The 11,326-nt window shown below is 34.6% G+C and carries 11 protein-coding genes; 6 read left to right on the forward strand and 5 right to left on the reverse strand.

Features of this window, described 5'->3' with window-relative positions; genetic code table 11:
• Window positions 1–7: 7 nt before the first annotated feature.
• From EIG86_RS12875 to alaS, 5 genes are all read right to left on the reverse strand, one after another.
• The gene (locus EIG86_RS12875; RefSeq protein ID WP_127846596.1) at window positions 8–727 is read right to left on the reverse strand and encodes a LytR/AlgR family response regulator transcription factor; all 720 of its coding nucleotides are present in this window, start codon (window positions 725–727) and stop codon (window positions 8–10) included.
• Window positions 724–2,748 (reverse strand): tetratricopeptide repeat-containing sensor histidine kinase, encoded by a 2,025-nt coding sequence (locus EIG86_RS12880; protein WP_127846597.1) that lies wholly within the window; start codon window positions 2,746–2,748, stop codon window positions 724–726. Before EIG86_RS12880 ends, EIG86_RS12875 begins: the two co-directional genes overlap by 4 nt.
• Before the next feature lie 140 nt (window positions 2,749–2,888).
• Complete coding sequence (locus tag EIG86_RS12885; protein ID WP_317129936.1) at window positions 2,889–3,452, reverse strand: TetR/AcrR family transcriptional regulator; 564 nt, start codon at window positions 3,450–3,452, stop codon at window positions 2,889–2,891.
• 2 nt (window positions 3,453–3,454) lie between these two features.
• A complete protein-coding gene (locus tag EIG86_RS12890) occupies window positions 3,455–4,405 on the reverse strand; it encodes a GSCFA domain-containing protein (protein WP_127846598.1) in 951 nt (316 codons plus the stop codon).
• A 51-nt stretch (window positions 4,406–4,456) separates the two neighbouring features.
• On the reverse strand, window positions 4,457–7,066 hold the full coding sequence (gene alaS / locus EIG86_RS12895) for an alanine--tRNA ligase (protein ID WP_127846599.1): 2,610 nt from the start codon (window positions 7,064–7,066) through the stop codon (window positions 4,457–4,459).
• A gap of 110 nt (window positions 7,067–7,176) precedes the next feature.
• Here alaS and EIG86_RS12900 point away from each other — a divergent pair, with 110 nt between their 5' ends.
• The 6 genes from EIG86_RS12900 to EIG86_RS12925 all read left to right on the forward strand — a co-directional run bounded on the left by EIG86_RS12900 (window position 7,177) and on the right by EIG86_RS12925 (window position 11,322).
• A complete protein-coding gene (locus EIG86_RS12900; protein WP_127846600.1) occupies window positions 7,177–8,151 on the forward strand; it encodes a M23 family metallopeptidase in 975 nt (324 codons plus the stop codon).
• Window positions 8,151–8,480: a MerR family transcriptional regulator gene (locus tag EIG86_RS12905; RefSeq protein ID WP_127846601.1), complete on the forward strand. Its 330-nt coding sequence runs from the start codon at window positions 8,151–8,153 to the stop codon at window positions 8,478–8,480. Before EIG86_RS12900 ends, EIG86_RS12905 begins: the two co-directional genes overlap by 1 nt.
• A 13-nt stretch (window positions 8,481–8,493) precedes the next feature.
• Entirely contained in the window at window positions 8,494–9,093 is a 600-nt protein-coding gene (locus EIG86_RS12910; RefSeq protein ID WP_127846602.1) for a LemA family protein, read from the forward strand.
• 15 nt (window positions 9,094–9,108) lie between these two features.
• Complete coding sequence (locus EIG86_RS12915) at window positions 9,109–9,546, forward strand: TPM domain-containing protein (protein ID WP_127846603.1); 438 nt, start codon at window positions 9,109–9,111, stop codon at window positions 9,544–9,546.
• Between the two features lie 5 nt (window positions 9,547–9,551).
• On the forward strand, window positions 9,552–10,361 hold the full coding sequence (locus tag EIG86_RS12920) for a TPM domain-containing protein (RefSeq protein ID WP_127846604.1): 810 nt from the start codon (window positions 9,552–9,554) through the stop codon (window positions 10,359–10,361).
• Window positions 10,362–10,428: 67 nt separating this feature from the next.
• Window positions 10,429–11,322 (forward strand): sulfotransferase domain-containing protein, encoded by an 894-nt coding sequence (locus EIG86_RS12925; RefSeq protein WP_192901739.1) that lies wholly within the window; start codon window positions 10,429–10,431, stop codon window positions 11,320–11,322.
• Window positions 11,323–11,326: the final 4 nt, after the last annotated feature.

Below are 11,326 nucleotides of genomic sequence, written 5' to 3' on the forward strand. Positions count from 1 at the left end.
AATTTGATTATATGCCGATTTTTTTCAGGAAATAGGTCTTATAAGTTTCCCCTAAAGGAATATGATTTTCTTTAATTTTAATCGTGTAGTCCGAAGTATCCGTCTCCTCTACTTTGTCTAAATTTACAATGTAACTACGGTGAGATTGCGCAAAAATATCTGGCGATAATTTTTGATTCAAATCTTTTAAAGTAATGCGTTCTATGTAACTTTTGCCGTTGTCTAAATGAATGCTGCAATATTTATCTTCTGCAGAAATATAGGTGATTTCTTTCTGTTTGACTTTAATATATTTTGAACGATTTTTGACAAGCAAATCCTTCAAAATATTGTCTTCACCATTCTCTTGTTTATTATTAGAAATCAGAAATTGAGATGCCAGTTTTATGGTTCGTTGCAATACTTGTTGATCAATAGGTTTATTCAAAAATGAAAATGCGGAAATTTCTTTAGCGCCTTCAAAATATTTTTCTTCTTGTAATGAAGTGATAAATATGATTAGCATGTTTGGTTTGAAGCGTTTCAACCATTTCCCAAGCTCTAAACCATTCATTTGTCCTGCCAAATTGATATCAATAATGGCAATGTCTGGTGCCTGACTTTCAAAAATTTTCAAGGCTTCTTCTGCATGATCGGTGAGTCCACAAACTTCGTAACCGCACTGTTCCACAATCATTTGGAGTTGGTCTGCGTAAAGCGACTCATCTTCTACTATGAGAAATTTCATTGACTATTTTTTATATCACCTGTAACAGGTAAAGGTAAATAAATCTTTATTAAAGTCCCATTTTTAGTAGCATTTATCTCCAACTTCCCTTGATTTTTCTTCACAAAGAGCTTGATCAATTGCAAACCTAAACCAACGCTATCTTTGCCTTGTCCTGTAACTAATTGTTCGTCATTCAGTTTCAGCTTTTTCAGAATATCTTCAGGAATGCCGCCAGCTTGATCTTTTATGGAAAGTAAATATGAATCTGTCTCAATTTTTCCGCTGATTTTAATTTCACTTTCAGCTGGACTAAAACGAATGGCATTGGACAAAATATTCCGAATAACCGTGGACATCATCGCTTTATCAAGTAGTAAATTCTGATTTTCAATCTCTGTTTCAATTTTTATTTGTTTTGCGAAACTCATCGTTTCTATCAATTTCAAATTGTCTTGAACCAATTTTGAAATTTCTAAAGATTCAGGCTTAAAATTGATTTGATTTTTGTTAGCCAAAGCCCATTCCAAAAGGTTTTGCAATAAATGATTGATGCGTCCTAAAGCCGATTTGGTTTGTTCACCTAAATTCAATAATTTTTCTTCATCCTTTTTCTGAATGTAATAATGAATCAAATCGCCCATGCCTTGCAAAGCTAGCATCGGACTGCGCAAATCGTGAGCAATTATGGAAAATAATTGGTCTTTGGTTTGGTTGGCTTGTTGAAGTGCTTTTTTCTGTTCTGAAATTCGGCGTAACAACATAAATATGAAAATCAAAATTAAAAACACCAACAACAAACCAAATAAATAAATTTGTTTGATGCGTTTCTCTTTGGAATTGATAACTTCCAATTGTTGAATCTGATCATTTTTGCGGTCGGTTTGATATTTTACGCTCAACTCGCGCAACATTTCATTTTGTGTAATATCAAAAACGCTGTCTTTGAGTTCGATTTGTTTTTCTAAATTTTCAAAAGCCTTTTCATAATCTTGAATATTTCGAAAATGTTCTGCTTTAGTTTCATAGATTTTCAAACGCAAGCGATTAGAATTTGAAGAACCGATTTTCTCCAAACCCTGATCTATAATTTGAAAAGCTTTTTCAGTTTTACCTTGTTGAATATTCAATTTGAACAAAGAAATACAAGATTCAACATAAACTTCCCATTGGCGATTTTCTTCAGAAGTTTCTAAAATTCCTTCCAAAAGAGAATCTGCTTCCTTCAATTTTCCTTGGTCAATATAATTTGACGCTAAGGCTGAAGCTACAATATTAGATTCATGTAAATAATCGTGAGCTCTAAATTCTGAAACCGCTTTTTTTAAATGAAAATTAGCTTTTTCATTTTGATTTTGTAAAGCATAAGCATAACCAATATTGCCATGATAAAAACCATTTTGGTGACCTATATTTTCAATTGTTTCTATTGAGGCAATCGTATCGATGACCCGTTTAGATTTTTTGTAGTAATCTATTGCAATATCTAGATCGCCATTTTCACGAAAAGCATTTCCTAGATTATAAGTGAGAATTGAGTAAATTTCATTTAAAGTGTCATTTTTTAAAATATCTAAACCTTCAAAATAAAGCTTCGTGGCAAGATCAAAATTTTCAAATCTAGACTCTATAAATGCTAAATTATTTTTGAATCTCACAAACTCATCTTTATTTTCTGTTGAATCTAGTTTTTTGCTACCTTTTAGAAGAAATGTTTTTGCTTTATCAAGTTCGCTAATATTTTGATAGTTTATATAAAACCACTTACAAACTTTGGCGTATTCAATATCAGACAAACCCTGTTGCCACTGTTCTTCTTCAGAAGCAAAAGCATCTAATTCACTTTCAAAAAAAAACATATTTTTTTGTTCGTAAAGCGAATCTACGAATTGCATTTTTTTCTCTAAATTCTTAGGATTTTCTGTTGGTACAGAAATAGTTTTTGAATTCTTTTCTTTGTCTTCAGACAAAAGCAAGAATCCAAAGAACAAAATGGAGAGTATTGCGATAAAAATTAAAAAAACTTGTCCTCTACTTTTCAAAATTTAAATCACCTTAAAACTTTCAGTTGACTAAAATAACTTAAATCACGGCTTTGGCAATTTTTAAAAGCAATTAAAATGAAAATGGTGAAATATTTTAAGAATTGTTGAAGCTTTATTTGGATATAAATTATAAACTTTCAAATTACACCTTCTAAAAGCACAACTGCCATATCGTTTTTCAAAGTTTGTTCATCAATACCTTGACGCTTGCGATACCACAAATACAATGTGCGCAAACTTGAAAGCAAGGAAAACAAAATCACCTCGGGATTTCTTTCTTTGATATCACCATTGGCAATTCCAGTTTTGATGATTGTCCTTAGGTTGGCTTCGTATTCGTCACGCATATTTTTATAATAAGTGAGATTTTGCGCATCTAAGTGCATCCAATCGTTATTCATCACCGCCAAAGCATCCGAATTTCTAATCGTAATTGCAATGTGATGCGCCACCATTGCATCTAACTTAAAACGCGTAGAACCCTCATTTTGGACAATTTGTTGCATTTCTGAAGTAAATTCTTCAGCAACTTCAATAATAATCGCTGCCAAAATATCCTGTTTAGACTTGATGTGATTGTACAAACTTGCCGCTTTCACCTCCATTTTTCCAGCAATATCTCGCATACTGACCGAAGTATATCCAAATTCTCGGAACTCGCGTTTAGCAATTTGTATAATTTGTTCTCTTCGATTCATCATATTTAAAATTGCATAAATGGAAATTTTTCTTGAAGTTCTGTTTTCAAATTATTTCTTTGAATTTCAAAGGCCTTAAAATCTTCACTTTCTGGATTTACTGCACGATGTGCTAAAGATTTCTGTAAATTTTCAACTTTTTTCAGCGTTGGAATTGCTGAATTTTCAATACAATTCAATTTGAATTTTTCCCAAATCAAATCGACAGCCAATTCATTAGGATGCACCAAATCTCTTTTGAAAAAACGATAATCTCGAAGTTCATCCAACACGAATTCATAAGACGGAAAATAATTCAAATCATTTGGAAACTGATCTAAAACTTCATGTAAAGCCGAAAACAAGTGTGCTTTACTACGGTTATTTTCTAAAACGCCGTCTTTGATATGTCTCACTGGTGAAATAGTAAAAGTTAGTTCAGCTTTGGGATTTTGAGAACGAATTAAACTTCGTATTTCTGAAATAATAACTTTGATTTCTTCTGAAGTTGAAAGTTTCTTTGAAAATTCTGAATTTGGCACTTTATGACAGTTGGCCACAAATTTATCGGAAGCCAAATGACGATAAATCCAAGCTGTTCCAAAAGTGATAAAAATATGAGTTGAATTTTTCAGAGCTGTGCTTAATATTCCTACAGCTGAATTCAAATTTGACAGCAAAAACTCAGCATCTGGATGACTCAATCGAGAATGCGCATCGAAATGATGCCACAAATTTTGATGCTGAAAAATGTCTGATTTAGAAAAAACAGTCTCTTCAGAAGCCATTTGAAAAATTTTCAAAATAGCCTGAGGATGAAACAAAATCCCAAACGGATTCTGAATCTGCTGAAATTTAAAATAATCCAGGCGATCTCCGATATTCTCAGCAAAACAAGATCCAATATTTAAAATTTTGGAATCGTAGTTTATTGGATTAGAAATACTTTGAAACGGAACTTGGGTTGTCAATTTCATATTCATAATTCGCAAATTAAAATTCCATAATCTTCCATCCAAAACAAATACTTACGCCAAAAAAGTCTTAGCCGCTTCCAAAGCTTGAGAAATTCCTGATGGATTTTTTCCGCCTGCCGTGGCAAAAAAGGCTTGTCCGCCACCGCCGCCTTGGATATGTTTCCCTAAATCTTTGATGATTTTTCCTGCATTTAGCGATTTTTCTTCTACCAAATTTTTAGAAATATAACAACTCAACAGCGCTTTTCCATTTTGCTCTGCTCCTAAAACCATAAATAAATTTTCAACCTCGCCACCAAATTGAAATGCCAAATCTTTCATAGCATTGGCATCCAAATCGACCTTTTGGCTTACAAAATTGACGCCGTCTATATTTTGAATTTTAGATGTGATTTCAGATTTCAATTGTTTGATTTTATCCTTTTTCAGACGTTCCAATTGTTTTTTCAAATCTGCATTTTCATTTTGAATCGATTCTACAGATTTTAAAACATCTTGTGGCTGATTCAACATCAATTTGATTTCATCCAAAGTTGAAGCCGCCTTTTCTAGATGTTTCAGCGCAGCTTCTCCAGTGATTGCTTCAATTCTTCTAATGCCAGAGGCAACCGAAGTTTCAGTTGTGATGATAAAATGCCATATTTTTGACGTATTGCCGACGTGCGTTCCACCGCACAATTCCATGGATTTTCCAAATTTTATGGTGCGCACGGCATCGTCATATTTTTCACCAAACAAAGCAATAGCGCCTTCAGCCAAAGCATCTTCATAAGCGATTTGGCGTTGTTCTTCCAAATCTAAATTCTCATGAATTCTGGCGTTTACAAAATTTTCAACTTTAGAAATTTCTTCATTAGTCATTTTAGAAAAATGTGAAAAATCGAACCGCAAATATTTGCTATTGACCAAAGATCCTTTTTGCTCGACATGCGTTCCTAAAACTTCTCGCAATGCCTGATGTAATAAATGTGTTGCAGAATGGTTTGCCGCTGCAGCTTCTCGTAATTTCATATCAACAATGGCTTGTTGAGGCAATTCCAAAGCTTTTGGTAAGGCTTTCGTGATGTGAATAATTTGATTGTTTTCTTTCTTGGTATCTATGATTTTGATAAAATTGCCTTCAGCATCTTTCAAAATACCTGAATCGCCAACTTGTCCGCCACCTTCTGGATAAAATGGTGTTTGGTTGAATACCAATTGGTATAAATCGCCTTTTTTGCTCGTCACTTTTCTGTATTTGGTCAATTTCACCTCAGCTTTCAGTTGATCGTAACCAACAAATTTGTGAGATGACGTATCGTCCAAAATCATCCAATCTTCAGCATTCATTTGTGCAGCAGATTTAGAACGCGTTTTCTGTTCCTGAAGTGCTTTTTCAAACTCTTCTTCATTTAGTGTGTAGCCTTTTTCATTGAGAATTAAAGTCGTCAAATCCACTGGAAAGCCATAAGTATCGTAAAGTTCAAAAGCTTTTTCACCTGAAATTGTTTTTGAATTTGAGGTTGATATAATTTTATCTAAAAGCAACAAACCTTGGTCTAAAGTTTTCAAAAAAGACAATTCTTCTTCTTTGATGACGTTTTCACACAATTGCTGTTGTTTTTCAACTTCAGGAAAAGCTTCGCCCATTTGTTTGGAAAGCACAGCAACCAATTTATATATGAAAGCTTCTTTCATATTCAAAAAGGTAAATCCATAGCGAATGGCACGTCTCAAAATTCGTCTAATCACGTAACCTGCGCCATTATTACTTGGTAATTGTCCGTCTGCAATTGCAAATGCGACTGCTCGAATGTGGTCGGCAATCACACGAATGGCAATATCTGTTTCTTCAGTTTTACCATAAGTTTTACCAGTCATTCGCTCAATTTCTGAAATCAAAGGTGTAAAAACGTCCGTGTCATAATTGGACGTTTTGTCCTGCATGACCATGCACAAACGTTCAAAACCCATTCCAGTATCGATGTGTTGTTCTGGCAAAGCTTCCAAACTTCCATCAGCTTTTCTATTGTATTGGATGAAGACTAAATTCCAAATTTCTACAACTTGTGGATGGTCTTGATTGACCAAGTCGCGTCCGTCAACTTTTTGTTTTTCTTCCTCTGAACGAATATCAACATGAATCTCTGAAGCTGGCCCACAAGGTCCTTGATCGCCCATTTCCCAGAAATTATCTTTCTTGTTTCCTAGTAAAATTTTATCTTCATCAATAATATTTTGCCACAATTTGTAAGCTTCTTCGTCTTTAGAAATACCATCTTTTTCATCGCCTTCAAAAACAGTAACATACAGATTGTCTTTAGAAATTCCTAAAACTTCTGTCAGGAAAGTCCACGCCCAAGAAATCGCTTCGGTTTTAAAATAATCGCCAAAACTCCAATTTCCCAGCATTTCGAACATGGTATGATGGTAGGTATCTTTTCCGACTTCCTCAAGATCATTATGTTTACCGCTAACACGAAGACATTTCTGTGTGTCAGTGACACGGGTGTGTTTTGGCAGAGAGTTTCCAAGGAAATAAGCCTTGAATTGATTCATCCCAGCATTGGTAAACATCAAACTAGGATCATTTTTCAGGACAATTGGCGCAGAATTAACAATGGTATGAGATTTGCTTTCAAAAAATTCCAAGAATTTACGTCGAACAAGGTTTGATTTCATAGTGACTTTGTTGAATATATTTTTGAGTGTTTTATTTTTAAATTATATTTGTAAGTTAACGCCAATGTATTGCGCAAATTACGCTTGCAAAAATACTATAAATTAAAAGAATGAGTAAAGTAAAATATTACTACGATAGCGAGACCCTTTCCTACAGGAAAATCGAGCCAAAAAAAGGCAAAAGTATAGCCAAAATATTGGTTTTTCTTCTAGGAATTGTAGCTACAAGTTTTTTGTTGCTCATTGCCTATCTTAATATACCAAATATTGAAACACCTAAGGAAAAGGCTTATAAGCGTGAGATCGAAAACATGAAATTCCAGTACGAAATCCTTAATAAACGTATGGATCAAGTTATAAGTGTTTTAGAAAATGTAGAAGAAAGGGACAATAATATTTATAGAGTATATTTTGAAGCAAACCAGATAACAGCCGAGCAAAGACGGTCTGGTTTTGGAGGTATCAATCGTTATAAAAATTTAGAAGGATTTGAAAATTCTGAAATCATTACAGAAACGTCGAAAAAGCTAGATCAACTTTCAAAACGTATTGTAGTTCAGTCTAAATCACTAGATGAAATTGCAGAAATGGCTAAAAATAAAGATGAACTTCTCGCTTCCATTCCTGCTATTCAACCGGTGAAAAATGATGATTTAAAAAGGACAGCTTCAGGTTATGGCATGCGGATGCACCCTATTTTGAAATACCGAAAAATGCACAATGGGATGGATTTTTCAGCACCTAAAAATTCTGAAGTTTATGCTACAGGAAATGCGATTGTAAAAGAAGCAAAAAAATCTACGGGTTACGGTAATTTGATTGTTTTAGACCACGATTTTGGATATGAAACCTATTACGCTCACTTAGAAAATTTTAATGTGCGACCAGGACAAAAGGTTAAACGTGGAGAAGTAATTGGTTATATTGGAAATACAGGACTTTCTACAGCACCACATTTGCATTATGAAGTCCACAAAAACAAAAGAGTGGTAAATCCAATTAATTTTTATCATGGAGATTTGACAGCTGAAGAGTATGATATTATGTTGAATCAATCTGCTTTGGAAAACCAATCTCTAGATTAATGGAACGTGGGCTAGATCAAAAACTATATTACAATATAGGTGAAGTTGCAGATGCTTTTGAAGTCAATACCTCTTTGATTCGCTTTTGGGAAAAGGAATTTGATGAAATTCAACCCAAAAAAAATGCGAAAGGCAACAGAAAATTCACCCAACAAGATGTCAAGACAATCGCTTTGATTTTTCACCTTGTTAAAGAACGTGGGTTTACTCTGGAAGGAGCTAAAACCCATTTAAGAGAAGACAAAAGCAATGTTTTATCGAAATTTGAAATTATCAGCAAATTAAAGCACGTCAAATCTGAACTTATTAAAATAAAAAATCAACTTTAAAAATAAATAACTCATGAAAAAATGGCTAATCCCAATAATTGTAATTGTAATCGTCGGCTTTGGTTTTTACAGCTGGACAAAAGGTTTCAATAATACTGCAGTAACACTGCAGGAAGATGCTAAAACCGCATGGAGTAATGTTGAAAGCGCCTACCAGCGTCGAAACGACCTTATCGGAAATTTGGTAAAAACCGTACAAGGTGCGGCAGATTTTGAAAGAAATACACTGACTGAAGTTATAGAAGCTAGAGCCAAAGCAACTTCTGTAAACGTAGATGCCAACAATTTGAATCCAGAAAGCATCAAGCAATTTGAACAAGCCCAAGGCGGTTTAACCTCCGCATTATCTAGATTGTTAGTAAGTGTTGAACGCTATCCAGATTTGAAATCCAATCAAAACTTCATGAACTTACAAACTCAATTAGAAGGTACTGAAAACCGAATTAATGTCGAGCGAAATCGTTACAATGAGACGGTAGGAGAATATAATAAACACATCAAGATTTTCCCAAATAGCATTTTTGCTGGATGGTTTGGTTTTGAAGAAATGACAAGATATCAGGCCGATGAAGGTTCTGAAGACGCCAAAGAAGTTGAATTTAATTTTGATTAGAAAAACTCAAATCTTATGACTAAAGTATCAGAATTTATCAACAACAAAGACGAAAGAGACATTGTTGAAGCCATCAAAGAAGCTGAACTCAACACCTCTGGAGAAGTACGCGTCCATATAGAACACAAATGTGACGGGGATCCTGTAGAACGTGCCAAAACTGTTTTTGAAGAATTGGAAATGCAGAAAACAGAGCTTTCCAATGGCGTTCTGATTTATGTTGCGATAGACGATCATCAATTTGCTATTATCGGAGATAAAGGCATTAATGAAGTGGTGCCAAAAGATTTCTGGGAAAGTACTAGAGATGAAATCATTAGCAATTTCAAACATCATCATTTTAAAAATGGTTTGGTTCAAGGCATTTTGAAAGCTGGAGAAGAGCTTAAAAAACACTTCCCTTACAAATCTGATGATGAAAATGAATTGAGTGACGAAATTTCAAAAGGATAAACAATATGATTTTTAATAGAAAAATAGGAATTGCAAGCTTAATTTTAGCCTTACTCTTTAGCTTCAGTGCATTTGCACAGTTGAATATTCCTGACAAACCAAAAAAAGAAATCTCTGTTTATGATGGTGCTGATTTTCTGAAAGACGATGAAACCAAACAGCTCAGGCAAAAGTTAGAAACCTATGCAGACACCACTTCTACGCAAATTGTTATTGCAACAATCAATAGTTTAAATGGTGAATATATTGGAACTTATGCCGCAGAATGGGCGGAAAAGTGGGGAATTGGTCAGAAAGATAAGGACAACGGATTACTTATCTTAGTCGCTAAGGCAGATAGTAAGATTTGGTTTACAACGGGTTATGGAATTGAAGACCGACTTACAGATGCGACTTCAAAAACGATTATTGAAAACATTATTCTTCCAGAATTTAGAAAAGCGAATTATTACGAAGGTCTAGATAAAGGTACAGATGCTGTTTTTGAAGTCTTGGCTGGAAAATTTGACGCCGATCAAATCCAAAAACAAAAAGAAGAATTCCCCTGGGCATTTTTTATTTTTCCTTTCATAATAGTTGTAGTTATTATTATAATAGCTACCAGAAGAAAAAACAAAGGTGGCGGACCTGGTAGCGGTCACAGAAATTCCTCGCCGGATTTGCTAGACATACTTATTTTAGGTAGTATGGGACGCAGCATGGGCGGCGGTAGTTTTGGAGGTTCTTCGTCTGGCGGTTTTGGCGGTGGCGGCGGATTCAGTGGTGGATTCGGTGGCGGCAGCTTTGGCGGTGGCGGCGCAGGTGGCAGTTGGTAAATTCAGCTTTGAGTATTCACATAAACCTTAAATTTTGACATTTAGCAACTTGCGAAAATCAATTCAGTTGAGGCTGAAAACTTTTTGGATGCCTCGGCTTCAATTTGAGACTTCAAAACATGTATTGCTTTTTTCAGATCCACGCGGTGGCAGCACTTGGCTGGCAGAAGTTTTGTGCAGAGCCACTCAAAAACCGATGATTTTTGAACCGCTTCACCTCAAAAATGTCTCAAAAGTCAAAGAAATTGGCTTTGGTTGGCGACAATATATTCCTGAGGATGCCAACTGGCCTGAAGCTAAAAATTATTTTCAAAATTTGTTTTCTGGAAAAATCATGAATTGGTGGTTGGCACAAATGAGTCCACGCAATGCGTTGGTCAATAGTGATTCCGCTGTTATTAAGTTCTGCAGAGGATCGATGCTTCTGCCCTATTTGGTGAAAAATTTTAAATTCGATTTGCTTCCAGTTTATATGGTTCGCCATCCGTTTGGCGTTGTCGCTTCACAGTTGAAACATGGCAGCTGGTCGCATACCGATGAAAAATTCTCACTTCCGCAAACACATTATAATGAAGTGTTCAAAATTCATCAAGAATATTTGGAAAGCTTAACCTCGAAAGCCGAATTGCTAACAGCTTATTGGTGCATCACTAATTCGGTTGTTCTGAAACATCCTGAGAACAACAGAAAATGGATTACAATTTATTACGAACATTTGGTAACTTCACCTGAAAAGGTTTTAGAAGAAATTTTTCAGCGTTGGAATATCGAAACTGATCTTAAAAATTTAGATATTGAAAAGCGAAGTAAAACAGCTTTAAGTGAATCTAAAATTGAACCTGAAATTCAGATTTCTTCTTGGCGAAATTTCTTTTCAGAATTAGAAATCGATAAAATGCAGGCCGTTCTTAAGTATTTTGAAATTTTCAAATATAGCAGAGATATTTATCCAAAATTGTGATTTC

Source organism: Psychroflexus aestuariivivens (assembly GCF_004010055.1).
Lineage (GTDB): Bacteria > Bacteroidota > Bacteroidia > Flavobacteriales > Flavobacteriaceae > Psychroflexus > Psychroflexus aestuariivivens.

Bases quoted from the DNA above. Each gene is read 5' to 3' on its own strand.
- EIG86_RS12875 (WP_127846596.1), bottom strand. From the start codon at position 727: ATGAAATTTCTCATAGTAGAAGATGAGTCGCTTTACGCAGACCAACTC.
- EIG86_RS12885 (WP_317129936.1), bottom strand. From the start codon at position 3,452: ATGATGAATCGAAGAGAACAAATTATACAAATTGCTAAACGCGAGTTC.
- EIG86_RS12890 (WP_127846598.1), bottom strand. From the start codon at position 4,405: ATGAAATTGACAACCCAAGTTCCGTTTCAAAGTATTTCTAATCCAATA.
- alaS (WP_127846599.1), bottom strand. From the start codon at position 7,066: ATGAAATCAAACCTTGTTCGACGTAAATTCTTGGAATTTTTTGAAAGC.
- EIG86_RS12900 (WP_127846600.1), top strand. From the start codon at position 7,177: ATGAGTAAAGTAAAATATTACTACGATAGCGAGACCCTTTCCTACAGG.
- EIG86_RS12905 (WP_127846601.1), top strand. From the start codon at position 8,151: ATGGAACGTGGGCTAGATCAAAAACTATATTACAATATAGGTGAAGTT.
- EIG86_RS12910 (WP_127846602.1), top strand. From the start codon at position 8,494: ATGAAAAAATGGCTAATCCCAATAATTGTAATTGTAATCGTCGGCTTT.
- EIG86_RS12915 (WP_127846603.1), top strand. From the start codon at position 9,109: ATGACTAAAGTATCAGAATTTATCAACAACAAAGACGAAAGAGACATT.
- EIG86_RS12920 (WP_127846604.1), top strand. From the start codon at position 9,552: ATGATTTTTAATAGAAAAATAGGAATTGCAAGCTTAATTTTAGCCTTA.